The sequence below is a fragment of the Streptomyces griseosporeus genome (genome assembly GCF_014656055.1).
Lineage (GTDB): Bacteria > Actinomycetota > Actinomycetes > Streptomycetales > Streptomycetaceae > Streptomyces > Streptomyces griseosporeus.
In genome coordinates, this window is the sequence record NZ_BNBR01000004.1 from 790,647 (window position 1) to 816,254 (window position 25,608).

At 74.2% G+C, this 25,608-nt stretch carries 24 protein-coding genes; 10 read left to right on the forward strand and 14 right to left on the reverse strand.

Going from position 1 to position 25,608, the window contains the following annotated elements; translation table 11 throughout:
- Nucleotides 1-52: 52 nt before the first annotated feature.
- A complete protein-coding gene (locus tag IE308_RS22550; protein WP_110627923.1) occupies nt 53-697 on the reverse strand; it encodes an HNH endonuclease family protein in 645 nt (214 codons plus the stop codon).
- A gap of 417 nt (nt 698-1,114) precedes the next feature.
- On the opposite strand from IE308_RS22550, the gene IE308_RS22555 reads away from it, so the two are divergent.
- The gene (locus tag IE308_RS22555) at nt 1,115-1,696 is read left to right on the forward strand and encodes a TMEM165/GDT1 family protein (protein WP_110627922.1); all 582 of its coding nucleotides are present in this window, start codon (nt 1,115-1,117) and stop codon (nt 1,694-1,696) included.
- Nucleotides 1,697-1,877: 181 nt separating this feature from the next.
- A complete protein-coding gene (locus tag IE308_RS22560) occupies nt 1,878-2,552 on the forward strand; it encodes an HAD family hydrolase (RefSeq protein ID WP_190219308.1) in 675 nt (224 codons plus the stop codon).
- A gap of 629 nt (nt 2,553-3,181) precedes the next feature.
- On the opposite strand, the gene IE308_RS22565 is transcribed toward IE308_RS22560, so the two are convergent.
- Nucleotides 3,182-4,306, reverse strand: a complete 1,125-nt coding sequence (locus tag IE308_RS22565; RefSeq protein ID WP_190219309.1) for a peptidoglycan-binding domain-containing protein — start codon at nt 4,304-4,306, stop codon at nt 3,182-3,184.
- A 178-nt stretch (nt 4,307-4,484) separates the two neighbouring features.
- On the opposite strand from IE308_RS22565, the gene IE308_RS22570 reads away from it, so the two are divergent.
- Complete coding sequence (locus IE308_RS22570) at nt 4,485-6,530, forward strand: MDR family MFS transporter (RefSeq protein WP_110627921.1); 2,046 nt, start codon at nt 4,485-4,487, stop codon at nt 6,528-6,530.
- 9 nt (nt 6,531-6,539) lie between these two features.
- On the opposite strand, the gene IE308_RS22575 is transcribed toward IE308_RS22570, so the two are convergent.
- A complete protein-coding gene (locus tag IE308_RS22575; protein ID WP_190219310.1) occupies nt 6,540-7,034 on the reverse strand; it encodes a GNAT family N-acetyltransferase in 495 nt (164 codons plus the stop codon).
- A gap of 172 nt (nt 7,035-7,206) precedes the next feature.
- Here IE308_RS22575 and IE308_RS22580 point away from each other — a divergent pair, with 172 nt between their 5' ends.
- Together IE308_RS22580 and IE308_RS22585 are read left to right on the forward strand one after the other, a co-directional pair.
- Entirely contained in the window at nt 7,207-7,893 is a 687-nt protein-coding gene (locus tag IE308_RS22580) for a hypothetical protein (protein WP_190219311.1), read from the forward strand.
- A gap of 5 nt (nt 7,894-7,898) precedes the next feature.
- On the forward strand, nt 7,899-8,384 hold the full coding sequence (locus IE308_RS22585) for a hypothetical protein (RefSeq protein ID WP_190219312.1): 486 nt from the start codon (nt 7,899-7,901) through the stop codon (nt 8,382-8,384).
- 15 nt (nt 8,385-8,399) lie between these two features.
- On the opposite strand, the gene IE308_RS22590 is transcribed toward IE308_RS22585, so the two are convergent.
- Nucleotides 8,400-8,804 (reverse strand): DnaJ family domain-containing protein, encoded by a 405-nt coding sequence (locus tag IE308_RS22590; protein ID WP_110627917.1) that lies wholly within the window; start codon nt 8,802-8,804, stop codon nt 8,400-8,402.
- Between the two features lie 103 nt (nt 8,805-8,907).
- On the opposite strand from IE308_RS22590, the gene IE308_RS22595 reads away from it, so the two are divergent.
- Nucleotides 8,908-9,300 (forward strand): FHA domain-containing protein, encoded by a 393-nt coding sequence (locus tag IE308_RS22595; RefSeq protein ID WP_110627916.1) that lies wholly within the window; start codon nt 8,908-8,910, stop codon nt 9,298-9,300.
- Here IE308_RS22595 and IE308_RS22600 read toward each other — a convergent pair whose 3' ends face one another.
- Nucleotides 9,301-9,972 (reverse strand): O-methyltransferase, encoded by a 672-nt coding sequence (locus IE308_RS22600; RefSeq protein WP_110636388.1) that lies wholly within the window; start codon nt 9,970-9,972, stop codon nt 9,301-9,303.
- 670 nt (nt 9,973-10,642) lie between these two features.
- Nucleotides 10,643-12,031, reverse strand: coding sequence for a glycine betaine/L-proline transporter ProP (proP, locus tag IE308_RS22605; protein WP_229908998.1), 1,389 nt, complete (start codon nt 12,029-12,031; stop codon nt 10,643-10,645).
- Nucleotides 12,032-12,376: 345 nt separating this feature from the next.
- On the opposite strand from proP, the gene IE308_RS22610 reads away from it, so the two are divergent.
- Nucleotides 12,377-14,494 carry a bifunctional glycosyltransferase 87/phosphatase PAP2 family protein gene (locus IE308_RS22610; protein ID WP_190219313.1) on the forward strand — a complete coding sequence of 706 codons (2,118 nt, stop codon included), beginning with the start codon at nt 12,377-12,379 and terminating at the stop codon, nt 14,492-14,494.
- Here the strand turns inward: IE308_RS22610 and IE308_RS22615 are convergent.
- The 7 genes from IE308_RS22615 to IE308_RS22645 all read right to left on the reverse strand — a co-directional run bounded on the left by IE308_RS22615 (nt 14,448) and on the right by IE308_RS22645 (nt 22,685).
- Nucleotides 14,448-16,097 (reverse strand): hypothetical protein, encoded by a 1,650-nt coding sequence (locus tag IE308_RS22615; RefSeq protein WP_373314560.1) that lies wholly within the window; start codon nt 16,095-16,097, stop codon nt 14,448-14,450. The genes IE308_RS22610 and IE308_RS22615 overlap by 47 nt on opposite strands.
- Before the next feature lie 137 nt (nt 16,098-16,234).
- Complete coding sequence (locus tag IE308_RS22620; RefSeq protein ID WP_110627914.1) at nt 16,235-16,660, reverse strand: aggregation-promoting factor C-terminal-like domain-containing protein; 426 nt, start codon at nt 16,658-16,660, stop codon at nt 16,235-16,237.
- Nucleotides 16,661-16,984: 324 nt separating this feature from the next.
- On the reverse strand, nt 16,985-17,827 hold the full coding sequence (locus IE308_RS22625; RefSeq protein ID WP_190219314.1) for an ECF transporter S component: 843 nt from the start codon (nt 17,825-17,827) through the stop codon (nt 16,985-16,987).
- Nucleotides 17,824-19,530 (reverse strand): ABC transporter ATP-binding protein, encoded by a 1,707-nt coding sequence (locus tag IE308_RS22630; protein WP_190219315.1) that lies wholly within the window; start codon nt 19,528-19,530, stop codon nt 17,824-17,826. Before IE308_RS22630 ends, IE308_RS22625 begins: the two co-directional genes overlap by 4 nt.
- Nucleotides 19,527-20,840: an energy-coupling factor transporter transmembrane component T gene (locus IE308_RS22635; protein WP_190219316.1), complete on the reverse strand. Its 1,314-nt coding sequence runs from the start codon at nt 20,838-20,840 to the stop codon at nt 19,527-19,529. The genes IE308_RS22630 and IE308_RS22635 overlap by 4 nt, the downstream gene beginning before the upstream one ends.
- A complete protein-coding gene (locus IE308_RS22640; protein WP_190219317.1) occupies nt 20,833-21,471 on the reverse strand; it encodes an SCO2322 family protein in 639 nt (212 codons plus the stop codon). The genes IE308_RS22635 and IE308_RS22640 overlap by 8 nt, the downstream gene beginning before the upstream one ends.
- A complete protein-coding gene (locus IE308_RS22645) occupies nt 21,468-22,685 on the reverse strand; it encodes an SCO2321 family membrane protein (RefSeq protein ID WP_190219318.1) in 1,218 nt (405 codons plus the stop codon). The genes IE308_RS22640 and IE308_RS22645 overlap by 4 nt, the downstream gene beginning before the upstream one ends.
- Before the next feature lie 298 nt (nt 22,686-22,983).
- Here IE308_RS22645 and IE308_RS22650 point away from each other — a divergent pair, with 298 nt between their 5' ends.
- From IE308_RS22650 to IE308_RS22660, 3 genes are all read left to right on the forward strand, one after another.
- Nucleotides 22,984-23,649, forward strand: a complete 666-nt coding sequence (locus IE308_RS22650) for a phosphotransferase (protein WP_110627908.1) — start codon at nt 22,984-22,986, stop codon at nt 23,647-23,649.
- A 108-nt stretch (nt 23,650-23,757) separates the two neighbouring features.
- Nucleotides 23,758-24,276, forward strand: a complete 519-nt coding sequence (locus IE308_RS22655; RefSeq protein ID WP_190219319.1) for a hypothetical protein — start codon at nt 23,758-23,760, stop codon at nt 24,274-24,276.
- Between the two features lie 89 nt (nt 24,277-24,365).
- Nucleotides 24,366-24,758: a hypothetical protein gene (locus IE308_RS22660; RefSeq protein ID WP_190219320.1), complete on the forward strand. Its 393-nt coding sequence runs from the start codon at nt 24,366-24,368 to the stop codon at nt 24,756-24,758.
- On the opposite strand, the gene IE308_RS22665 is transcribed toward IE308_RS22660, so the two are convergent.
- On the reverse strand, nt 24,755-25,402 hold the full coding sequence (locus IE308_RS22665; RefSeq protein ID WP_190219321.1) for a TetR family transcriptional regulator: 648 nt from the start codon (nt 25,400-25,402) through the stop codon (nt 24,755-24,757). The genes IE308_RS22660 and IE308_RS22665 overlap by 4 nt on opposite strands.
- Between the last annotated feature and the right edge of the window lie 206 nt (nt 25,403-25,608).

The following is a 25,608-nucleotide window of genomic DNA, read 5'->3' on the forward strand; positions in this document are numbered from 1 at the left end:
CGTCGCCCCGTACCGTACGGAACGACGGAGGCGGGCGGGGAGATGCCGCGCGTCAGCAGTTCGCCAGGTAGTTGGTGAGGGCGGTCTTCTCGGCGGAGTCGACGGAGAGGTCGTAGTAGTACTTCACCTGCACCCAGGCGCGGACGTAGGTGCAGCGGTAGGTGGTGCGCGACGGCATCCACGTGGCCGGGTCCTGGTCGCCCTTGGCCTGGTTGACGTCGTCGGTCACGGCGATCAGCTGCGGGCGGGTGAGGTCGTTGGCGAAGGCCTGCCGCTGCGCGGTGGTCCACTTGCTCGCGCCGGAGTCCCAGGCCTCGGCGAGCGGGACCAGGTGGTCGATGTCGAGGTCGGAGGCGGCGGTCCAGGTGGCGCCGTCGTAGGGGGAGTACCAGCTGCCGCTGGTGGCGGCGCAGGAGGAGTCGGTGACGACGTTCGTGCCGTCGCGCTTGAGGACGGTCTCGCGGGTGTTGCAGGTGCCGGAGATGGTGATCCAGTGCGGGAACAGGTCGCGGCTGTAGCCGGTGCGGTTCTCGGTGGCGACGGTGAGCTGGGAAAGGTAGCTGCGGGCGGTCGTGGCGCTGACCGGGGTGGGCAGCGCGGCGGAGGCGCCGGGGGCGTTGAAGAAGGCGGCGGAGGCTATGAGGCCGGTGACCGCGGCGGCTATGCTCAGCCGTCGACGCGCGTAGAACCTGGGCATGCGGAACTCCCTTGGGAAGTGGGGGTGTTGGAGCGCGAGCGCCTGAATGCTCGCCGCGCCGCGTTGCGGGGAGGTGTGCGTTCGGTGAGAAGTTAATGACGCGTACATGACACGGCAAGGCTCGTGACAAGACTCACACCACATCCCCGGCAAAACCTTTCATCCCGTACGATGGACGGCGTTGAAGGGGAGTAGCTCTTCGCCGGACCGTCGACATACTGCTCAGCCCAGGCTGGGCCGGCGCCCGGAGGTGGACCTTCGCGACCCGGTCGCGGACCCGCCAGCGAGACCTTCGGCAAGCAGTGCACGCCCGCGCCCCACGGCACGGGCGCCCATGTGTGCTGCCCTGCCGAGGTGTCTCCAGCGATGGTGATCGACAGCGCTCTCGGCGGGGTGGCCCCGACCGATTGAGGAACCTTGATCAGCCTGACCGTGACGGCGCTCGTCTTCGGCGTCGTCTTCCTCGCCGAACTGCCCGACAAGACCGCCCTCGCCGGCCTCGTCCTCGGCACCCGCTACCGCGCCTCCTACGTCTTCGCCGGCGTCGCCGCCGCGTTCGCGCTGCACGTCGCGCTGGCGGTGGCGGCGGGCAGCGTGCTGACGCTGCTGCCGCAGCAGCTCGTGCACGCGCTCACCGGTGTGCTCTTCCTCGGCGGCGCGGCGATGCTGCTGATGAAGAAGGACGAGGACGAGGAGGAGGTCCGCCGCCCGGAGAACCAGTCCTTCCTCAAGGTGGCCGGGGCCGGCTTCATGCTCATCCTGGTCGCGGAGTTCGGCGACCTGACGCAGATCATGACGGCCAACCTCGCGGCGCGCTACGACGATCCGCTCTCCGTCGGACTCGGCGCGGTGCTGGCGCTGTGGGCGGTGGCGGGCCTCGGCATCGTCGGCGGAAAGGCCCTGATGAAGCGGGTGCCCCTCGCGCTCATCACCAAGGTCGCGGCCCTGCTGATGCTCGCGCTCGGCGTGTGGAGCCTGTGGGAGGCGGTGACGGGCTGAGCACCGGCGGCCGAACGTCCGGTGAACAGTCCCGCGGGACGGTGGCGGATGCCCGCCCGATTTTGTACCGTGGAGAAACAAAGTGGCTCCCGCCCGTTTTCCCTGACCGGCGGGCGGGGCCGCCTTGTCCCCGCGGGAGGCGTCACGCGCCGTTCCCGCCCCCTCGCCCCTGGAGCTGCCGATGACGGCCACCGCCCCGTCCACCGTCCTGACCGCCCGCGCCCTGCTGCTCGACATGGACGGCACGCTCGTCAACTCCGACGCCGTCGTCGAACGCGTCTGGCGGCGCTGGGCCGAGCGGCACGGGCTGGACGGCGACGAGGTGCTGAAGGTCGTCCACGGGCGACAGGGGTACGCGTCGATGGCCGTCCTGCTGCCCGACCGGCCCATGGCGCAGAACCACGCCGAGAACGCGCGCCTGCTGGCGGAGGAGACGGCGGACATGGACGGCGTCGTGCCGGTGCCCGGGGCGCCGGAGTTCCTCTCCTTCCTGCGCACCGGCGGTGTGCCGCACGCCCTGGTCACCTCCGCCGACGTGGCCCTGTCCACGGCCCGGATGACCGCGGCGGGCCTGCCGCTGCCGGCGGTCCGCGTGACGGCCGAGTCCGTGGGCGCGAGCAAGCCGGACCCCGAGGGGTTCCTGAAGGGCGCGGCGGAACTGGGGGTCGCCCCCGCGGACTGCGTCGTCTTCGAGGACTCGGGGGCCGGGATCGCGGCGGGACGCTCCGCGGGCATGCGGGTCGTCGGCGTCGGCGACCGGGCCCGTGCGTACGGCCCGGACGCGTGGGTCCCCGACCTGACGGAACTCCGCCTGGAGACTGTCGGCCAGGGAGAGGTCCGACTGCACGTCGGCTGAAATTCCCTCTGAGGGGCGGTGCGCTTGCCCGGCGCGGGTGCGGGCCGGGGGCGAGACCAGTGGACCCCGCTGACGTGCCACCCGGCACTGAGGCGGGCCGGGGGTGGGTCGCGCAGCCCGGCGCTACGGGGGTGCCGCTGCGCCCACCCGTGCCGCCCCAGCGGCACGACTGCCCGCAGCTACGCAGGCATACGGCCCGCCGCTGCCGGGTGGGCGCCGGCCCAGCGGTGCGGCTGCCCGCAGCTAGGCCGGCGTGCGGCCCGCCGCTGCTGGGTGGGCGCCGGCTCAGCGGTGCGGCTGCCCGCTACCTCAGCGGGCTGGCCTCGCTGCCGCGGTCACGGCGGCGGGTAGACGCGTACGGCGGGAAGGGGACGTGTCGGGGGGTGTCCGCCCGCAGCGGGCGGCGGAAATTGGCGGTGCGGATTTGACCGACGTAGCGGCGCACCGAGGACGGATACCCCCCGGCGCGGCCCCGACTCACCCACCGGCCGGAGGCGCTACAGCAACCACCCACGGGCAGAAACGGGCCGCCGCAGGCATTCAGGGGCGCGGGGAACTGCGCGAGCAACCACCCACCCACCCGCACAGGCCGCCGCAGGCACACCGCGAGCAACCACCCACCCCCAGACTCACGGCTCCCGCGTCTCCGACTCCAGCATCCGGCGGGTCTCCGGCCCGTACACCCCCAGCTCGTCCGACCGCACCCCCCGCGCCCACTGATAGTTCCGCAACGCGTCCTCGACCTGACCGTTGAAGTTGCCGTTGGCGTCGCCGTTGTACAGGTACAACTGGCGCAGACGCAGCTGGAGTTCCACCACCTCCGGCCCCCGGTCCCCGCGCCGCAGCACCGGCCCGTCGGCGTACCGGCCGTCGTCAGGCGACCCCGTCTCCGTCGCCGTCAGGGTCGCCGCCGACACGGTGGGCTCCGCCGACCGCGACGGACTCCGGGACGCACTCGACGCCGAGGGCGAAGCACTGGAGGCCGACGGCGACGGCGAGGCGGGATCGGCGCTTGCCGAGGCCGAGGCCGACGGCGACGCGGACTCCGACGCGGCGGCCGACGCCGACCGCCCGGCCGTCGGCGAGGCCGTCCGCTCCTCCGCAGCACTCGTCGAAGACTCCGGCACGGCCGCCCGCACATCCTCCCCCGCCGCGGCCCCCCGCGACGGCGTGTCGTACGAGAACAGCCCACTGGCCAGCCCCGCCGCAGCCACGACCCCCACGACCGCCCCGGACACCCCGAGCAGCACGGTACGCCGCCGCCGCCGACCGCGCCGGCGCTGCTCGGCCCGCCCCCCGCCGTCGTACGAGTCCCGGTCCGTACCCTCCGCCTCGAACAACCGCAGGTCCGTCGCGCTCGGCGGCGCCACAGGAGGCGCCAGCGGCGTGGGAAGCGGGGACGCCGCGCCATCGGCCTCCACGGCACGCAGAGGCATGGTCTCCTCCACAGCCCCGACCGAACCCCCGGCCGAACCCCCGGCGGCACCCTCCCCCGAGCCCCCAGAGCCCCCAGAGCCGCCCGAGGCCCCCGAGCCCCCCGAGCCCCCCGAACCCCCCGCCCCCTCCAGCTCCACATACGGCCGTATCCGCAGCGGATCGAAGTCCTCCGCCGCCGCCTGCTCCACCGTCCGGGCGTCCCGCAGCGCGTCGGACGCGCGCTGGGTGCAGGCGCACGACGGGGTGCGGTCGGCCCCCCTCGGCGCCCCGCATTCCGGGCACTGGTGCGTATGCGACCCGGTCCCGCGTTCGTCCATGTGTTCGTCCCTCCCCATGCGAACTCCAGGGATTATGCCGACCCTCGACACACCGGGCCGCCGTGCACCCCGGAATACCGGCCTCCAACAGGACTCAAGAGGCCATAACGGGTCACACCGATGACGATGGAAGTCGACAGTGAAGGTCGGCAGAGGGAAGAGGGAACGGAGGTCACCCATGGCCGTGGAGGCAGACACCGGCCCGGCGGCAGCGGCATCGCAGCAGGAGCACGTTCCCGGGAACGTACTGGTCTCGATCGGCGCGCTGCTGCTCGGCATGCTGCTGGCCGCGCTCGACCAGACCATCGTCTCGACCGCGCTGCCCACCATCGTCAGCGACCTCGGCGGCCTGGAGCACCTGTCCTGGGTGGTCACGGCGTACATGCTCGCGTCGACGGCGGCGACGCCGCTGTGGGGCAAGCTCGGTGACCAGTACGGACGCAAGAGGCTGTTCCAGACGGCGATCGTGATCTTCCTGATCGGGTCCGCGCTGTGCGGCATGGCCCAGAACATGCCGCAGCTCATCGCCTTCCGCGCGCTGCAGGGCCTGGGCGGCGGCGGCCTGATGGTGCTGTCGATGGCGATCGTCGGCGACCTCGTACCGCCCCGCGAACGCGGCCGCTACCAGGGCCTGTTCGGCGCGGTCTTCGGCGCGACCAGCGTCCTAGGACCGCTGCTCGGCGGGCTGTTCACCGAGCATCTGAGCTGGCGCTGGGTGTTCTACGTCAACCTGCCCGTCGGCGTCGTCGCGCTCGCCGTCATCGCCGCCGTGCTGCACATCCCCCGCAAGACGACCCACCACGTCATCGACTACCTCGGCACCCTCCTCATCGCCTCGGTCGCCACCTGCCTGGTCCTCGTGGCGTCCCTCGGCGGCACGACCTGGGCCTGGGACTCGCCGCAGATCATCGGGCTCGCGGTGCTGGGCGTCGTCCTCGCCGTGGTGTTCACGGTGGTCGAACGACGCGCGGCCGAACCGGTCCTGCCGCTCAAGCTCTTCCGCATCCGCACCTTCACGCTCTCCGCGGTCATCAGCTTCATCGTCGGTTTCGCGATGTTCGGCGCGATGACCTACCTGCCGACGTTCCTCCAGGTCGTACGCGGCGTGACGCCGACGATGTCGGGCGTGCACATGCTGCCGATGGTGTTCGGGCTCCTCCTCAGCTCCACCCTCTCCGGGCAGATCGTCAGCCGCACCGGCCGCTGGAAGGTCTTCCCCATCGCGGGCACCGCCGTGACGGCCATCGGTCTGCTCCTCCTCCACCAACTGGACGAGAACAGCTCGACCGCCGAGATGAGTTCGTACTTCTTCGTCTTCGGACTCGGCCTCGGCCTGGTGATGCAGGTCCTCGTCCTCATCGTGCAGAACGCCGTCTCCTACGAGGATCTCGGCGTCGCCACCTCCGGCGCGACCTTCTTCCGCTCCATCGGCGCCTCCTTCGGCGTCGCCATCTTCGGCACGGTCTTCGCCAGTCGCCTCGGCGACAAGCTCACCGACGCCTTCCGCGGCGTGCGGCTGCCGCCCGGCATGTCGGCGGACGCGCTGGAGTCCGACCCGCGCGGCATCTCCTCCCTGCCGCCCGCGCTGCGCCCGGCGGCCCTGCACGCCTACGCCTCCTCCATCACCGACGTCTTCCTGTACGCCGCACCCGTCGCCGCCCTCGGCTTCGTCCTCGCCTGGTTCCTGAAGGAGGACCGGCTGCGCGCCTCGGTCACCGCGCCGGACGTCACCGAGACGCTGGCCAGCAACCCGGTGGAGCGGTCCTCGTACGACGAGGTGTGCCGCGCGCTGTCCGTGCTCGGCACCCGGGAGGGCCGCCGCGAGGTCTACCGGAAGATCACCGAACGGGCCGGCTACGACCTGCTGCCCGCGGCGAGCTGGCTGCTGCTGCGGATCAAGAAGTACGGCCAGGTGGAGCCGGCCCGTCTCGCCGAGGGCGGCCCGGTCCCGCTGCAGGTGGTCCTGGAGGCCGCCCGGCAGATCGAGGAGCGGCGCCTGGCCCGCCGCGACGGCGTGGACCTGGTCCTCACCGACGCCGGCCGCGCCACGGCGGCCCGGCTGGCGCAGGCCCGCGAGGAGTCGCTGGCCGAGCTGCTCGGCGACTGGTGGGGCACGGACCGGCCGACCGACCTGACGCAGCTGGTGCGGCTCCTCAACGACGAGCTGTGCGGCTCCCGGCAGGAGCGCCCGCAGGAGGCGAGGCCCCCGGCGAGGCTGTCCTGACCGCCCGGCTCAGGTCAGCCGCTTGCCGAACCAGTGCTCGGCGTACGGGTCGTCGTTGTGCGGCTCGGTCTCGGTGTAGCCGAGCCGCGCGTACAGGGCGCGGGCCTCGACGAGGTCGCTGCGGGTGTCCAGGACGATCCGCTCGGCGCCCAGCTCCCGCGCGGCCCGCTCGGCGGCGTCCACCAGCAGCGCCGCCCCGCCCCTGCCGCGCAGGGCGGGCAGCAGGAAGACCCGCTTCAGCTCGGCCGTCGCCGCGTCGAGCAGCCGTACGCCCGCGGTGCCGGCCGGCTCGCCGCCGTACCGCGCGACGAGCAGCCGCCCGTGCGGCGGGGCGAGGATGTCGCCGGACTCGGCGGCGATCTCCCGCTCCAGCTCGCCGGGGTCGGTACGGCGCCCCTCGTGCAGCAGGTACCAGCGGTCGCTGACCTCGGTGTAGTACGCCCGCCAGAGCGCGAGGGCGGCGGGCGAGCCGGGGGCTTCGGGGGCGATGGTCCAGGTGGGCATGGCGCCCATTGTCCGGAGCGGCGCGGCACCCGACGCAACCGAATATGGCCGCCCGCCGCCTGCCCGTCGTTTGCGGGCCGTGGTTCGGGCAACCCGTCCGGCTAACCGGCCCGCGGGGGGCCGGCCCCACTCCGGAAGGACGGTCCCATCCGGAGACGACCGGAAGGTATCCATGTCCACAGGCGTGATCATCGCTCTGATCGTGATCGTGGCGGCCGTCGTCCTGGTCGCCGCGGCCCTGATGCTGCTGCGGGCGCGCCGGCCGCATGCCGGCGGGAACCTGAAGCGGCGCTTCGGACCCGAGTACGACCGGACCGTGGCCCGGCACGACGGGGACGTCAAGGCCGCCGAACGGGAGCTGACCGAGCGGGTGCAGCGGCACGGCGCACTGCGCGAGCGTCCGCTGGAGCCCGCGGAGCGCGAACGGTACGAGGCCCGCTGGGCGGCCGCCCAGGAACGCTTCGTCGACGCGCCGCGCGAGGCGGTCGCCGAGGCGGACCGGCTGCTGGCCGAGGTGGCCGGCGCACGCGGCTTCCCGGACGGCGGGCAGTACGAGGAGCAGCTCGCCGCGCTCTCCGTGCACCACGCCGGTCATGTCGACGGCTACCGCCGGGTGCACCGGGTCGCCCGCCTGGGCGCCGGCGCCGACGGTGGCGCGCCGGGCACGGAGGAGATGCGCGAGGCGATGCTGGAGGCCCGGGCCCTCTTCGAGGACCTGCTCAAGCCGTCCGCGCAGGACACCGGCCGGCACCGCGCCGACCGGGACGAGGTACGGCAGACCCGGGACCGTGAGGCCGTCCCCGGCCGCCGGGGCCATCTGCCCTGGGGGCTGACGCACCGGCACGCGAAGGGGAGTTGATCGGCATGTCGGACGCTACCCGCCCGATCCGCGACCCGCTGGCCCCGCCCGCCGAGGGCACACCCGACGCCCGCGGCGAGACCGCGGTCGGCACGACGGCCCACGGCACGGCCACTGGCAGCCGGCCGACCACCGCCACCACCCCGGGCACGGGCACAGGCACAGGCACCGGCACGGACGCGGGCCGGGCCCGCCCCCACGGCTCGGAGACCCCGCTGCTCGCCCACGAGGAGTCGGAGGAGCTGGAGCAGCGACTGACGCAGGCGGTCACCCGCTTCGTCGACGGCCCGCGGGACGCCGTGGCGGAGGCCGACCGGGTGCTGGAGGAGATAGCCGACCGCTTCACCGAGGCGGTCACGAGGCGGCGCCGTACGCTCCGGACGACCTGGCAGAACACCGACGACGACGCCGGGGGCACCGCCGACACCGAACAGCTCAGGCTCGCCCTGCGCGACTACCGGGAACTGGCCCAGCGCCTGCTCGACGGCTGAGGACCACCCCGAGGATCACCGCGCCCGGCGCTCCCGCCACTGCCGTACGACCTCCTCGACGTCGTACGGCTTCATACCCAGCGGGGGCCCGGGCGGCGGTTTGAACATCATGTCGCGGATCTTGACGTTGACATCCGTGATGATCTTCCGCGCGATGCGCTCCGAGGGGGCGGCGATCGCCGCGACGAGGGCGTCCTCCGCCTCCTTGCGCAGGGCCAGTGTCGGCGGCAGCACGGAGATGCCCTCGCGGGCCAGCTTCCGCTTGATCCACCACTGCTCGTCGTAGTCGGCCTCGACGTCACTCGGGAGGGGCTTGCCCGCGCCCGGCAGGCGGTCGAACTCCCCACGCGCCGCCGCGTCCCTGATCTGCTTGTCGGTCCAGGAGTCGAAGCTCACCCCCGGTGGCTTTCGCTCGCTCATGCGGCCATTGTGCCGGACGGGGCGGGCCGGGGCGTCCTATCATGCGGCGGCGGAGATCCGATCCGGCCGCCGCACCGGACGCCACGTCACTTAGGGAGCGCACGTGCTCGAACTCACCATGGCCACCGTCTCCGGGACGGACGCGGGGGCCACGGCCGGCATGCTCATGGCCGACGCGCCGAGCGAGCCCGGCGCCGTGCTGCGGGTGGGCCGGGACAAGGCCGTGTGCCGGCTGGTGGCGCCGGAGGACTGGCTGTTCGTCTCGCGCGCGCACCTGGAGTTCGTGTGCGGACCGGACGGCACCTGGCAGCTGACGTGGCTGCGGGGCTCTCAGCCCGACCCGTCCTCCGAGGTCCGCCTGGTCATGGGCGAGTACGCGCAGCCGCTGGTGTACGGCGGGACGGTGCCGTTGCCGCGGGGCGGCGCGGGCGAGGTCGTGATCCAGGACCGCACGGGCCCGCGCAGCGTGAACGTCGGCTTCTACCACGAGGTCTGATCAGGCGAGCACCCGGGCGAGAGCGAACCCGTCGTACCCCTTGCTGCCCACGGTCTGGATCGCCGTACCGCTGAGCCGCGGGTGCGCGGCGATCAGCTCGATCGCGGCGCGGGTGCCCTGGATGTCGGGCTCGGTGCTGTCGCTGTCGGCGACGCGGCCGCCGCGGACCACGTTGTCGACGACGATCACGCTGCCCGCGCGGGTCAGGCGCAGCGCCCACTCGACGTAGTGGGCGTTGTTGGCCTTGTCCGCGTCGATGAAGACCAGGTCGAACGGAGGCGGGTTCTCGTCGGCGAGCTTGGGCAGCGACTCAAGGGCCGGGCCGACGCGCACCTCGACGACCTTGTCCAGGCCGGCGCGGGCGATGTTACGGGTGGCGATCTCGGCGTGCTTGGCGCTGTACTCCAGTGAGATCAGCCGGCCGTCGGCGGGAAGGGCACGGGCCAGCCAGATGGTGCTGTAGCCGCCGAGTGTGCCGATCTCCAGGATGGTGCGGGCGCCCTGCATCTCGGCGAGCAGCCGGAGCAGCTTGCCCTGCGGGGCGGTGACGTTGACGTGCGGCAACTGGGCGGCCTCGCTGTCGCGGAGGGCGGCCTGGAGGACGTCGTCGTCGGGTGCGAGGTGGCTGGAGAAGTAGAAGTCCACGTCGTCCCAGCGCTGCGAACTGCTCATGCCCACGGCCGCCCTTCGGTGCCTTGTCCCGTTTGCCGCGTCCAGGATTTCAGAGAAACGGGGGGATGGCGGGGTTCGGTCGTGAGTTGGTGCGCCGCTGCCGGGGGCGAGCACGATCGCCGTCGGCAGCTCGGCGCCCGGCGCTGGTGCGGGCCGGGGGTGGGTGGCGCAGCCCGGCGCTTGCGGGGTGCCGCTGCGCCCACCCGTGCCGCCCCAGCGGCACGACTGCCCGCAGCTAGGCGGATAGACGGCCCGCTGCTGGGTGGGCGCCGGCCCAGCGGGTCGGCTGCCCCGCAGCTAGGCGGACTGGCGGCCGCTGCTGGGTGGGCGCCGGCCCAGCGGTGCGGGTGCCCGCAGCTAAGTCGCGAGGCGGCGTCGGCTGCCCGCTACCCCAGCGGGGCGGCCTCGCTCCCGCAGCCACGGCGGCCGGTAGACGCGTACGGCGGGAAGGGGACGTGTCGGGGGGTGTCCGCCCGCAGCGGGCGCCGGAAAGAGAGGGTGCGGATTTGACCGTACCCAGCGGCGCACCGAGGACGGATACCCCCCGGCGCGGCCCCGACCCACCCACCGGGCAGATGGCGCTACACCAGCCACCCACCCACAGAAACGGGCCGCCGCAGGCATTCAGGGGCGCGGGGAACTGCGCGCCAAGCCCCCACCGGCCCGCACCTCATGCCGCCGGCGCAGACCCCGGCAGCGGCCGTCCCGCCGACTCCGCCATGTACCAGACCGCCACGCCACCGATCACAGCCGCGGCCATCATGTAGTACGCGGGCATCATCATGTTCCCCGTCGCCCCGATCAGCGCCGTCACCACCAGCGGCGTCGTCCCGCCGAACAGCGACACGGACACGTTGAACCCGATCGACAGCGACCCGTACCGCACCCGCGTCGGGAACAGCGCCGGCAGCGCCGACGGCATCGCCGCGGTGAAGCACACCAGCAGCAGCCCCAGCGCCCCCATGCCCAGCGCGACAGCGGCCAGGCTGCCCTCACGGATCAGCAGCAGCGCCGGCACGGACAGCACCAGGAAACCGGCGCACCCGGCCGCGATGACGGGACGCCGCCCGACCCGGTCGGTCAGGGCCCCGGCGAACGGCTGCACGATCATCATCAGCGCCATCACACCCAGCACGACCAGCAGCCCGTGCGTCTCGTCGTACTTCAGCTCGCTCGTCAGGTAGCTCGGCATGTACGACAGCAGCATGTAGTCGGTGACGTTGAAGACCAGCACCAGCCCGACACACAGCAGCAGCGCCTTCCACTGCCCGGCCACCATCTCCCGCAGCGGCACCTTCCGCCGAGCGGCCTGCGCGGCCTCCGCCTTCTCGACTTCCGCGGCGAACGCCGGCGTCTCCTCCAGCCGCATCCGCAGGTACAGCCCGATGATGCCCATCGGCCCGGCGATCAGGAACGGAACCCGCCACCCCCACGACAGCAGCGCGTCGTCGGACAGCAGCGCGGTCATCAGGGTGACCAGCCCCGCACCGCCGATGTACCCGGCGAGCGTGCCGAACTCCAGCCAGCTGCCGAGGAAGCCCCGCCGCTTGTCGGGGGCGTACTCGGCGATGAAGGTGGACGCGCCCGCGTACTCACCGCCCGTCGAGAACCCCTGCACCAGCCGCGCGGCGAGCAGCAGCAGCGGCGCGCCGACGCCGATCGCCCCGTACGACGGGATCAGGCCGATCGCGAAGGTGCCCGCGGCCATCATGATCATGGTCAGGGCGAGGACCTTCTGCCGGCCGACGCGGTCGCCCAGCGGGCCGAAGACCATGCCGCCGAGGGGACGGACGAGGAAGGCCGCGGCGAAGGCACCGAACGTGGACAGCAGCTGTGCGGTCGGGTTCCCGGACGGGAAGAAGACCTTGCCCAGGGTGACCGCGATGTAGCTGTAGACACCGAAGTCGAACCATTCCATCGCGTTGCCCAGCGCGGCGGCCTTCACGGCCCGCCTGACGAGCGCGGGGTCGGTGACGGTGGGCTCGGGTGCGGAGTGGACGGGTCGGACGGGTCGGACCGGTCCGACGGGTCGGACGGAGCGGACCTGCTGATCGGCCATTGCGGTACTCGGACTCGGCAAGACTTCGCTCGCCTGCCTTTCATCGGGAACAGGGACAAACAGCGACCATAGGAGCATCGGCGCCGGTAACGGGCCGTACCCGCATAGCTGCATACCGCACGGAAATGCGCCGCAAGCAGGGCCGGGCCGCTCCGCGCACCCCCGCGCTTCCCGCGCCGCCTGTGAGCCATCTCGCCCTCCGCAGGGGCGTCGCAAACCGTCGCGGACTATTGTCTTCCGGACAAAAGGAGAACCCGCGTCAGGTGTACAGGGGGTCGCCTGCGTCTCTGTCCGGGGGGCCCAGGCACGCCCTCACACTCCGCAGGGACGGGAGGCCGACGAGGCGTGGTGAATGCGCGGCACAGCGGGCAACCGGGGCAGGCGTTCGGAGCGACGGCCGTCGGTGCGGCCGGGGCGCGCCTGCGGGCGCTGCGGCTGGCCCTGTGGCTGGTGGCCGCCCTCCTCGCCGCCCGGCAGGTCGACGCCGTCCTCGGCAGCCCGCGCGGCGAGCGGCTGACCGACCTGGAGACCTGGGTCGGCCCGGAGGGCGTCCTGCACGTCAAGGGCTCGCTGTACGACTCCACCCGCTTCACCGGCACGCCCTTCGGCGGCCTCGTCCTCAAGCCCCTCACCCGGGCGGCCGAACAGGCCCTCGGCTGGGGCTGGACCTTCGGCACCCTGCTGCTGGTGGTCGCGCTCGGCCTGATCGCCGCCCGCGCGCTGCCGCAGCCGGTCAGCAGGCGCACCTCGCTGCTCGCCGCGCCTGTCGCGGTCAGCCTGCTGATGCTGTCGCTGCCGGTGCGCAACACGCTGTACCTGGGCCAGACCAGCATCATGCCGGTGCTGCTGGTGCTGGCCGGCTGCTTCGTCGTACGCGGCGAGCGGGCCGTCGGCCTGTGCGTGGGCGTCGCCGCCGCGCTGCAGCCGACGGTGCTGCTGTTCACGCCGCTGCTGTGGTTCACCGGCCGCCGTACCGCCGCCCTGTCGACCGGCGTGACGTTCGCCGCGTGCACGCTGGCCGCCTGGGTGGCGATGCCGCACGACTCCGCCGCCTACTGGGTGCACCACCTGGCGGGCGCGGGCCTCGGCGGTCCCGCCGACGACCTCGCCAACCAGTCCCTGCACGGCGCCCTGCTCCGGCTCGGTCTGGCCGGCCCGGCGGAGATCGCGCTGTTCCTGCTGCTGGGCGCCGCCGTGGCGGTGCTCGGCGTGCGCCGCGCCGTGCGCTTCGCCCGCGACGGGCAACTGCTCCTCGCGGTGGCGATCACCGGCTGCGCCGCCGTCGCGGTCTCGCCCACGGCCTGGCAGCACCAGCTGCTGTGGCTGCTGCTCGCGGTCGTCGGCCGGGTCGGCGGGCGGGCCTCCGACCGGTATGTGTGGCCGGTCGCGGTGATCCTGGTGATGACCCTGCCGGCGACGATGATGCTGCCGAACAAGCCGTTGTTCCAGCCGCTCATCGAGAACCTGGCGCTGCTCGCCGCGGTCGCCGCCGCCACGGCCGTGCCCTTCCTGTCCCGCACGTCCCCCTACTTCCGGGACCCCGTCCCCACCGAGTACGCCGCCCCGGTGCCCGCGCGGTGGCGGCACGTCCCTCTCGTACCGGCGCTGCGCCGCGTCCTGACCCGCCCCAACCTCCTCTTCGAGCTGCTGCTGATCCGCATCACGTACTCCGCGTACGCGCGGATCCGCCTCGCCGCCGCCGGCGACTCCAACAGCGCGGGCCGGCTCCGCGCGGAGCACCACGGGCAGCAGATCCTCGACCTCGAACGCTTCCTGCACCTGGACGTCGAGCACTGGGCGAACCACGCCGTCGTACGCACCCCGTGGCTGGAGGACTTCCTCAGCTTCTACTACGAGTCCTTCCACTTCGGCGTCCCGCTCGCCATCCTCGCCGTCCTGTACTGGCGGCGCCCCGTCGACTACCGCTGGGCCCGCTCGGCCATCGGCATCGCCACCGTGCTCGCCCTGGCCGGTTTCTGGCTGTACCCGCTCGCCCCGCCCCGCCTGATGCCCGGCCTCGGCATCGTCGACACGGTCAACGGCCCGCAGGACTTCACGCAGCCCGACTACGGCACCCTGACCGAGCTGACGAACCAGTACGCGGCGATGCCGTCGCTGCACTTCGGCTGGTCGCTGTGGTGCGGTCTGGTGATCCTGGTCCTCGCGCCCAAGTGGTGGATGAAGGCCCTCGGCCTGCTGCACCCCTTCTTCACGGTCTGCGCGATCGTCGGCACCGGCAACCACTGGGTGCTGGACGCGGTGGGCGGCGCGGCGGTGGTCGGGCTCGGCTTCGGGCTCACGTACCTCGTCCAGGGACCGCGGGCGAGTACGGCGGCCCGCCCGGCAAGGCCCAAGCCCGTTGCCGATACCGATGCCGATGCCGTCACCGATACCCATGCCGACGCCGGCGCCGAGGTCAGCAGCCCGCGCCCCGGCCGGGCAGGGAACCGTACTCCGAGCTGATCCGGTACGCGCCGGGCGCGTCCACGGTGAGCCGGGTGAACTCGCCGTCCCGGCTCAGGCAGCCCCCGTCCGCCCGCAACCACGGCGACCAGGCGATCCGTATCGTCACCGCGCCCGGCCGAGACACCCGCAGCCGCAGGTCGGCGCCGCTCGTGCGGACGACGCTGCCGGGCGCGGAGACCAGGGGGACGGCGTCCCGGACCCGGAAGACCCGCCAGTGGGCGTCCTGCCACACCGGCTCCAGCCAGTCGGGCCGCTCCTCGCGCACCAGCCGGGCCTCCTCCTCCGCGTATCCGTCGGGGCGGCCGAGCGGCAGGACGACGAACCCGACCGCCCACCGGTCCAGCCAGGCGCGGTAGGTGGCAGCGGAGAAGGTGCCGTCGTAGAAGAGGCGGGCGCGTTCCATGTCCAGCTGCCGGTTCCAGCCGCGGGCCAGGTTGACGTGCGGGGCGAGGGCGGCGGCCTCGCGGTGGTCGCGGGCCGGGACGGCCTCCACCCGGGTGCGGTCGGCGCCGAGGCCTTCCAGCGCGCGGACGACGGGCCGGGTGTCGGCCGCCCACGCCGGTACGGCGGTGTAGACGCGCAGGTCGTCGGCGGTCTTCTTGCCGACCCAGCCGACGGAGAAGACCAGCGCGACGACGAGCAGGGTCCGGGCGGCGCGCCGCGTCCGTTCCACGGTGAGCAGCGCGGCCAGCAGCACGGCGGGCGCGAACAGCTCGGCGAAACGCTCCACGTTCGTGCCGATGGGGGAGGGGAGGAGGTAGACGAGGACGGTTCCGGCCGCGTAGACCGCCCCGCCGATCCTGGCCACCCGCCAGCCGTGCGGCGCGAGCACGGTGACCGCCAGCCCCAGCACGACCGGCGGCCAGACCCGGGCGAGGGGCATCAGCTGCTCGCCGGTGAAGGGGAACAGCAGGGTCGTCGCCCCGACCACGGCAGTGGGCGGCACGAGCAGGGCGAGCGCCCGGCCCCGGTCCCGCACCAGCAGGAAGCCGCCGCCGACCACGGCCAGGAACAGCCCGGCGACCGGTGAGGCCATGGTGGCCAGGGCCGCGTACCCGGCGGCGAGGACCGTGCGCCGCTGTCCCGTGAGCAGGACGCAGCCCGCCAGCCCGAAGGCGACGCCCAGGGCGAAGGTGGTGCGGCCGGAGGCCACGTCGCACCACAGGGCGAGCGAGGCGAGCAGCGCGGGCCCCAGCGGCCGGCGGACCCCGGCCCGCCCGATCAGCACGGCCGCCGCCCAGGTGGCGGCCAGACCGGACAGGGCGGTGACGGTGCGCACGCCGAGGGCGGCCATCAGGTACGGCGAGACCAGGCTGTAGTTGGCGGTGTGCATGCCGCCGTACCAGAACAGGTTGTACGCCGATCCCCCGTGCCGCGCCGCGAACCCGGCCCACGCCTGCTGTGCCGCGAGGTCCCCGCCGCCGGTGGCGAGGACCGTCCACCACAGGACGTACAGGGGAAGCACGGGCAGGGTCGCGAGGAGGGGCACGCGGTGCCGGCCGCGGGGGAGGCGCAGGACCCGAAGGATACGGAGGCGCGGATTCCGGACGGAGGACGGGCCGGTGGCCCTCTCGGCGGGGGTGACGTCGGTCGGGGCCACGGTTGTCTAGACGCGCGCGCGGCGCCCGGCGTTCATCGCTCGGGCGCCTGCGCACACTCCGCGGGGAGTGCGGGGACGACGAAGGCGGCGGCCCGGGGGGAGGGGGCCGCCGCCGGTCAGGGGGCGTGCGGTGCGGCTCAGTACCAGCCGTTGGCCTGCCAGAAGTTCCAGGCGGCGACGGGGCTGCCGTAGCGGGAGTTCATGTAGTCCAGACCCCACTTGATCTGGGTGGCGGCGTTGGTCTTCCAGTCGGCGCCGGCCGAGGCCATCTTGGTGCCGGGCAGCGCCTGGACCAGGCCGTACGCGCCGGAGGAGGAGTTGGTGGCGTCGACGTCCCAGCCGCTCTCGTGCTCGACGATGTGGGAGAAGGCCTGGTACTGCGCGGCGTCCGGGATCATCTTGTGCGCGATCGCCTGGGCCTGGGCGGCCGAGTCCGCGGAGGCCGCCGCGGCGTGGGCGGGGGCCGCGGTCAGGGCCATGCCGGCGGTGGCGGCGGCCACGGCGGCGGTGGTGAGGACCTTCTTCGGGGCGGCGAGGCGGCGAACGATGCGGGAGACGGACACGGAGAACCTTTTCTTCGGGGACAGGGGCGTCCTGGCCGCGCGGGCGGCCCGGACATGCCGCGGCGCCGAGACCCTGGGGGGCACGTCGGCGCCGTGCGACGTCATCCAGAGAAACAGGCTCGGGAATCATCCGCAATGACCCCATTTACTAGTGGAGGCCGCATCCGTCACTTCTGTCGCCTGTGTGAGCCGGCTCTCAAACCGCAGGTCAGAGGCAGAAATGGCGAGGGCATGACAGCAGCTGTGGGGTACGGCCCCGCGTCGTAGGTGACGTGGGTCATGTGGGCCGGTTCACCGCCGGACCCCCGTCGGACCCCCTCCGGCTCACCCTTGGGACGCCTCGAATGTGACCGCCGTCTCGAACGCCGCCCGCCGCGTGGCCCGGCGTAGCGCCCGCAGCACCGCCGGGCCCAGCACCAGGGTGAGGACGACGGTGACGACCGCGCGGCCCAGGTCCCAGCCCATGGAGGTGGCCAGGCAGTACGCGACGAAACGGGCCAGGTTCGCGGTGACCGGCGCGTCCGCGGCGAAGGCGATCCCCGAGGCCAGGCCGCCCATGAAGGGCCAGCCCGCCATGTTCATCACCGTGCCGTAGGCGAAGGCGGCGAGGAAGCCGTAGCCGGCCAGCATCACCAGCTCCGCACGGCCCCGCAGCCGGTCCGGGCCGGGCAGCAGGCCCGCGCCCATCGTGAACCACCCCATCGCCAGCATCTGGAACGGCATCCACGGGCCCACCCCGCCGGTGAGCAGCGCCGACGCGAACATCGTCACCGAGCCCAGGACGAACCCGAAGCCGGGTCCGAGCACCCGGCCGCTGAGCACCATCAGGAAGAACATCGGCTCCAGGCCCGCCGTGCCCGCGCCGATCGGCCGCAGCGCCGCACCCGTCGCCGCCAGCACGCCGAGCATCGCCACCGCCTTCGGACCCAGGCCCGACTCGGAGATCGTCGCCGCGACCACCCCGACCAGCAGCACCAGCAGCCCCGCGAACAGCCACGGCGCGTCCTGCGCGTGCGCGGTCAGCCGCGAGCCGGGCGGCGCGAGGAACGGCCAGCCGAACGCCACCACGCCCACCGCACTCACCAGCACCAGCGCCGCCACCGAACGCGGCCCCAGCCGGATCGCCCGCGCCTGCCGGTCCGCCGGCCGATCGTCCCTCCGGCTCATCGCAGCGCCTCCCGCACCTGGGCCACGGTCAGCCACCGCTGCGGCGCCAGGATCTTCGTCACCTGCGGGGCGTAGGACGGCGACGACACCACGACGTCCGCGGTCGGACCGTCGGCGATCACCTCACCCTCGGCGAGCAGCACCACCCGGTCGGCCAGCTCGGCCGCCAGCTCCACGTCGTGCGTGGCCAGCACGATCGTGTGGCCGTCACGGGCGAGCCCGCGCAGGTGGGTGATCAGGCGGGCCTTGGCCGCGTAGTCCAGGCCGCGGGTCGGCTCGTCGAGCAGGACCAGCGGCGGGCGGGCCGTCAGGACCACCGCCAGGGCCAGGGCCAGCCGCTGTCCCTCGGAGAGGTCCCGCGGGTGCGTGCCGTCGGCCACGCCCGGCAGCAGCTCGGCGACCAGCGCGCGGCAGGTGCCGGGGGCGGCCTCCGCGTCCCGGTCGGCGGCGGCGCACTCGGCGGCCACGGTGTCGGCGTACAGCAGGTCCCGCGGCTCCTGCGGCACCAGGCCCACCCGGCGCACCAGCTCCCGCGGCGGCGTCCGGTACGGCTCCGCGCCGCCGACCCGCACCACGCCCGACGCGGGCTGCACCAGCCCGACCAGCGAGCCGAGCAGCGTCGACTTCCCGGCGCCGTTGCGTCCCATCAGGGCGACGGTCTCACCGGGGGCGAGGGCGAGATCCACCCGCCGCAGCGCCCGCACCCGGCCGCGCCGCACGGCGAGCCCGCGCACCTCGGCGACGGGGGAGGAGGCGGGGTCGGGCGCGGTGAGACGGGGCCGCCCGAGGAGACGGCGGGCCCGGCGGACGGACGGCGGAGGTGACGTGGGGGTGGGCAGGCGCACCGGTGCGGCGGCGGGGTCGGCGGAAGGCCCAGGGTCCTGGCGCTCCGCCAGGCGCTCCCGCAGGGCGCCCGCGCGCCGCCGGGCGTCCCGGACCGTCAGGGGCAGCGGCGACCAGCCGGCCAGCCGGCCCAGGCCGACGACCGGCGGGTACACCGGCGACACGGCCATCATCTCCGCCGGGGTGCCGAGGACCAGGGGTGCGCCGGGCGCGGGCAGGAGGGCGACCCGGTCGGCGTACTGCACGACCCGTTCCAGGCGGTGCTCGGCCATCAGGACGGTCGTGCCGAGGTCGTGCACCAGCCGCTGGACGACCGCGAGGACCTCCTCGGCCGCCGCCGGGTCCAGCGCGGAGGTCGGTTCGTCGAGCACGAGCACCCGGGGGTGCGGGGTGAGGACGGAACCGATGGCGACCCGCTGCTGCTGTCCGCCGGAGAGCGTGGCCAGCGGGCGGTCGCGCAGGCCCGCCAGCCCCAGCAGGTCCAGGGTCTCCTCGACGCGGCGCCGCATCACCTCCGGGGGCAGGCCGAGCGACTCCATGCCGTAGGCGAGTTCGTCCTCGACGGTGTCGGTGACGAAGTGCGACAGCGGGTCCTGGCCCACCGTGCCGACCACGTCGGCGAGTTCGCGTGGCTTGTGGGTACGGGTGTCGCGGCCGGCGACGGTGACGCGGCCGGCCAGGGTGCCGCCGGTGAAGTGCGGCACGAGACCGCTCACCGCGCCGAGCACGGTCGACTTGCCGACACCCGAGGGGCCGGCGAGGAGGACGAGTTCACCCTCCGGGACCTCGAAGTCGACGCCGCGGACGGTGGGTTCGGCGGCACCGTCGTACGTCACCGACACGTTCTCGAAACGGATCACGACGGGGGCTCCTCGGACGGGGAGGACTTGTAGGACTTGGAGGACTTGGAGGACTCGCGGGGGTCGGGGGACTCGGCGGGCTCGGCGCCGACCGCGGCCTGGATGCGGGCGGCGGGCCGGGCACGGGCGGCGGCGGGCGCGGCCGACTCCGCGCGGCCCGCGGACCGGGGTGACCGGCGGGGCTCGGCGTGGTCGGCGGCCTCGGACCGGACGGCGGGCTCGGCGGACCGGGAGGCCGCCGTCGGCTCCGCGCGGCCGGCCGGCGCGGCGAACGCCGGGAGCAGGCCCAGCAGGACCGCCGCCGCGGGCCACAGCGGCAGTGCGGGCGCGGTCAGCGGGACGACACCCGGGTGCAGTGCCGCCGGGTCGGCGGACGCGGCCAGGGTCAGCAGGGCGGCGACCGCGGCGCCCGACCCGGCGACCAGGCAGGCGCGCACGGTCCAGCGGTCGGGGCGGTAGCGGGTGCGGGGGGTGCGCCGGCCGCCGAGCCGCAGTCCCGCCAGCGCCGCCGCCAGCCCGGCCAGCAGGACCGGCAGGCCGTAGCCGCCGCCCGCCGCGGTGAGCAGCCCGTACGTGCCCGCGCACACGCCGAGCAGCCCGCCCAGGGTGAGCGCGGCCGTCGTACGGCGGACGGAGGCGGGGACGTCGGCGGTACGGCCGTACCCGCGCGAGTCCATCGCGGCGGCCAGCGCGACCGACCGCTCCAACGCCCCCTCCAGCACGGGCAGTCCGACCTGGAGCAGGCCCCGCACCCCGCGGTCCGGGCGCCCCCGCAGCCGGCGGGCGGCCCGCAGCCGCTGCACGTCCGCGACGAGGTTCGGGGCGAAGGTGAGGGCGACGACCACCGCGACGCCCGTCTCGTACAGCGCGCCGGGCAGCGTCTTCAGCAGCCGGGTCGGGGAGGCGAGGGCGTTCGCCGCGCCGACGCAGACCAGCAGCGTGGCGAGGCGCAGCGCGTCGTACGCGGCGAACAGCAGGCCCTCGGCGGTGACCCGGCCGCCCAGCCGGATGCCCTGCGCCCAGTGCGGCAGCGGCACCTCGGGGAGCGTGACGAGGACGTGGGTGCCCGGGATCGGGGAGCCGAGGACCACCGCGAACAGCAGGCGGACCAGCAGCACGGCGAGGCCCAGCTTGAGGAAGGCGCCGTAGGAGCGGGACCAGGGGGTGTCGGGCCGGCACGTCGTCACGACGTACGCCGAGACCGCGAGGAGCAGGGCGAGCAGCAGCGGGTTGGTGGTGCGGGTCGCGGCCGTGCCGAGCCCGAGCGCCCACAGCCACCAGGCGCCCGGGTGCACCCCGGCGTCACGCATCCCGGCGACGCCGCCCGGCCTGCCACACCGCGGCGCCCGCGAGGACGACGACGACCGCGCCGCCGGCGAGCAGCCCGACCGAGGGGCCGCCCTCCGACTTCTTCTCCGGTTTCGTCATACGGGACCCGCTGTCCGATGACACCTGCTCCCCGCACCCCCGCTGCGGATAGCCGGAGATGGCGCACAGCAGGGCGTTGGTGTCGTAGCGCAGCGGCTTGGCGACGGCGGCCAGTGCCTCGGCCGTCGTCGCGTCGGGGGCGACACGGGCGCAGGCCGTGCGCGGCGCGGGCGGGGTCTCCCCGGAGGGGGCGTCCGCGGCGGTGCCGAAGTCGAGGACGAGGGCGACGCGCTTGCTGCCCTCGCGGGCCGGCGTGCGCGCGCAGATCGCGTCGAAGTCCGCCGTACCGCGCGGCTGCGCGGCGTCGGCGGAGTCCTGGCTGACGGCGAAGCGGAAGCCCTGCACGGCGCCGTCGGCGGGGCGGGCGGTGGAGGGGCCCTCGGTGGCGTACGCCCACCGGCCGCCGTCGCGCTCCCAGAACGACCAGTACCGGTAACCGGTGGCGTGTGCCTGCGCCGCGCCTGCCAGCAGCAGGAACGCGGTCACCAGGAGAGCGGCGGCGCGGCGGGTCACAGCTGCGGGCCCTTGCGGCGGCCGCTCACCAGGAAGCCGATGCCGATACCGGCGACGAGGCACACGCCGACGAACCACCAGACGCCGAAGGGCGAGCCGTCGTCCTTCTTGTCCTTCTTGCCGGTGTCCTCCTGCGCGGTCGCCTTGGTCTGCGGGGCCGGGCCGGTCGCGGTCAGCTGGGCCACCAGGTCCTGCCCGCCGAAGCGGCGCGGGTCGGTGCCGGTGGCGTGCGCGGCGAAGATCAGCTGGGCGTAGGCGGCGGGGCCGCTCTGCCGCGCCCATCCGGCGGCGTTCTTCTCCAGCCAGGCCAGCGGCTGCCGGGCCTGGTCGGCGCCGCCCTGCGCGGCGAGCGCGACGACGGCGTCGGCGGTGTTGCCGTAGTCGGGCTGGTCGGTGGCGCCGGGCAGCGCGGAGACGAGGTGGCCGTCCTTCTTGACGGCCTGGGCGAGGTAGGCGGCACCGTTGGCGGCGGCCTGCGCGGGCGTGCGGGCGCCGTCGGAGCAGGCGGGCGCCGCCGTCTTCGCGGCGGGCCCGGCGACCAGGCCCTCGCCGAGGGTACCGAGCACGGCCGCGGCGGTCGCGTCGGCGTTGGCGGCGAGCTTGCCCGCCTTGTCCGGCTGGAAGGCGAACGCGCCGCCGTCCGCGCAGGGCAGGGCGAGCTTCAGCAGGGCGTCGGAGGGCGACTTGCCGTCCTTCCGCACGGTGTCGGGCTTCTCTCCTACGGCGGTGAGCGCGCCGACGACCACGGACGTGGAGTTGGCGTCACTGGCGCCGCCGGGGGTGTAGCCCCAGCCGCCGTCCTTGTTCTGCACCGACTTCAGCCAGGTGACCGCCTTGCCGGTCTGCGCGTCGTGCCCGCCGAGCGCGGCGAGGGCCTGCACGGCGGCGGCGGTGCTGTTGGTGTCGACCATCACCTTGGCGTCGCAGGCCTTGGCCGGGTCGGCGCGGAAGGCGGCGAACGCGCCGTTCGCGCACTGCTGTCCGGTCAGCCAGTCCACGGCCTTGGCGGCCGGCTCGACGCCCACGGTGTGCTGCGCGAGCAGGGCGAGGGACTGCCGCCACACACCGTCGTACGTCGGGTCGCCGCTGCCGAAGAGCCCGGACGGCTTGGCGACGGACGGGGACGGAGACGGGGACGCGGCGACGGCGGGCGCGGCGGCGGCGCCGACGACGGCGATGGCGGCCAGGGCCGCGGCACTGCGGCGGACGTTCATGATCGGCGGCTGCCTCTCCCTGTTGACGCGGGCAGGGCAGCACGGGAGGACGACCCCGGGCGGCTCTGCTCCGCAGACCTCGACGGTGCCGCGCGGCGGCGGACTGCCGACGCACGTGAGCCGGTCACGACCGCACGGGGCAATCCGGCTCGCCCCTTGTCTCCGGGGCTCACGGTTGCGGGTCAGCGCCGGAATTGCACCGGCTTTCCCCCGTACGGGTGTGATGACGACGCGGCCACTTTACCGGCCCGTAGGACAGGGGCTGCGGGGTGCCCGAGCGGGTGGATAGCTTCCTGCCATGCCGATACCGACGGGGAGACTGCTGGGCTCCGGCCGCAGCGCGGACGTGTACGCGATCGACGAGGCGTGGGTGGTGCGCCGCGACCGGGAGGGCTGGGGCGATGCCCTGGCCGAGGGGGCGGTGATGGAGTACGTGCGCGGGCACGGCTACCCGGTGCCGGAGGTGCGCCTCGCCGACTCCACCCGTACCGAGCTGGTGATGCGGCGCTTGACCGGCCCGACGATGCTCCAGGCGCTGGCGGCCGGCACGCTCACCGCCGAGGAGGCGGGCAGGCTCCTCGCCGGCCTGCTGCGCGCCCTGCACGCGATCCCGGGCCGCCGCCCCGGCACCCGCGTCCTCCACCTCGACCTCCACCCGGACAACGTGATCCTCACCGCCGAGGGCCCGCGGGTCATCGACTGGACGAACGCGGAGGACGGGGACCCGGGGCTGGACTGGGGCCTGTCCGCGGTGATCCTCGCCCAGGTCGCCGTCGGCGGTGCCGCGTTGGCCGCCCCGGCCCGCGCCATCCTGGCCGCCCTGTTGGCCGGCCCCTCCGCGCTCACGGGGGAGGGCCTGACGGCCGCCCGCGCCCGGCGGGCGGCCAACCCGACGATGAGCGCGGACGAAGTGGCGCTGCTCGCCGAGGCGGAGACCCTGATCCGCTCACTGACCGGCGCCTAGGGTTTTGCCTGTGCGTCCCCGGCGGCGCACGTGTGAGACTGCGGCCTTGCGAGGGTGATCGGTGGGGAGTGGGGGGGAAGCATGCGCAGGGTGGGGACGACGGCTGCCGTGACGGGCGCGGTGGTACTGATGCTGGCCGGTTGCGGTGGGGATGGTGGGGCGAAGGACGGGGGTGAGCCGACGGCGTCGGCGTCTCGCACGGCGGCCTCGCTGACGGTGGATGAGGTACGGCGGGACATCCGGGCGGCTGTGGCGACCGGGGGGTTCGAGCGGCTCACCTTCCCGGCGATCGACCCCGAGGTGTCGCACCGCACTCCCTGCATGGTGCTGGCCCGCGTCGACACCGCGGCTCCGCCGGAGCAGGCACCGCTCGACAAGCTCGTGGGCGAACTGAGGCTGCGCGGCTGGAAGGTGGTCGGCCCCGTCCCGACCGGGCAGGTACACGGCTTCGACTACGCCGGAGACAAGCGGCCCTGGATCCTGGACGTGTCGGCCGGTTCCCTGTCGAAGGAGCAGATGGCCGCCCGGATGCCGCCCGGGAAGAAGGACAAGGCCCAGTCCTTCACCGGCGTGATGATCGATGCGGTGGCGCGCGAATGTGGCGCATCAGCTCGGCCTCGGCCGTAGCGCTTGGCCGGGCCTCCCGCATGGCCGCCGCCGTGGCAGCCCTGGCGCTCGCGGGATGCGGCGGCGCTCAGGCGCCGTCGGAAGCAGCAGTGGACCGCGTCACCGTCCGCGCCGACACACTGGCCGCCCTCAAGGCCACCGGCGCCGGGCACCCCCACGTGGTGCCCGTACCGGAACCGGCCGCCCGACCCTGCACCGTCGTGGCCCTCCTGGCGACCCAAGAGGCACCCTGGGCCCAAGCCACCGCCCGGATCGCCGCCGTACTCACCGGGCGAGGGTGGCGGCGGCAGGGCGGTCCGCTGCGCGGCGACGAAGGCGTCTACACCCGCGCCGGCTGGCGGCTGGACGTCGGCACGGGTACCTGGCCGTACGCCCGCCTGCTGGATCTCGTGGCCGAGGAGCAACGCCCGGAGGGCGACACCTTCACCGGTGTGATCGCCTTCGCCCGGCGCGACGGCTGCCCGGCCGCCGCCCCCGGCTAAGACTCGTCGTCCGTCAGCTCGATCAGCCGGCACGCCGTCTCGATGTCCACCTTCACCTGGGCGATCGACGCCCGCCCGGACAGCCAGGTGATCAGGGCCGAGTGCCAGGTGTGCTCGATGACGCGGACCGCGGACAGCTGCTCGGGCGTAGGGCGCTCGCGGCCCATCGCGTCCAGGATGATCGCGGTGGTCTGCCGGGACACCTGGTCGACCTCGGGGGAGACGCTGCGGTCGGCGAAGGTCAGGGCGCGGACCATCGCGTCGGCGAGCTGCGGCTCCCGCTGGAGCGCGCGGAAGGCCCGCATCAGCGTCTCGGCGACCCGCTCGGCGGCCGAGTCGCCCGACGGCGGCCGTCTGCGCAGTGTGGCGTGCAGGTGCTCCAACTGGTCCTGCATGGTGGCGACCAGGAGGTGGATCTTGGAGGGGAAGTAGCGGTACAGCGTGCCCAGCGCCACCTGCGAGGCCTCCGCGACCTCCCGCATCTGCACCGCGTCGAAGCCACCCCGCCCGGCCAGCTGCGCGGTCGCCGCGAGGATGCGGCGGCGGCGTGCCTCCTGCCGCTCCGTCAGGGGTGCGGAGGCGGGCCGCGCGGCGGTGTCCGGCCTGGCTCTCGCGGGCGTGTCCGGCTTGGCTTCCGCAGGCATGGCGTCCCGTTCCGTGACAGTCGGTGAGGGGGGTGGCTGGGGCGGGTGATCGGTCCGATGATGACAGGCCGCGGCCGTGGCGTGAATCACCTGATCCACTGCTCACACGGAGGCTACCTGCCGGTAGATTCAGAGCCTCCTCGACGATCAAGTCTGAAACTTGTTCTAGATTAGCGTCCCGGCGTAATCTCGCGGGACAGAGCAGG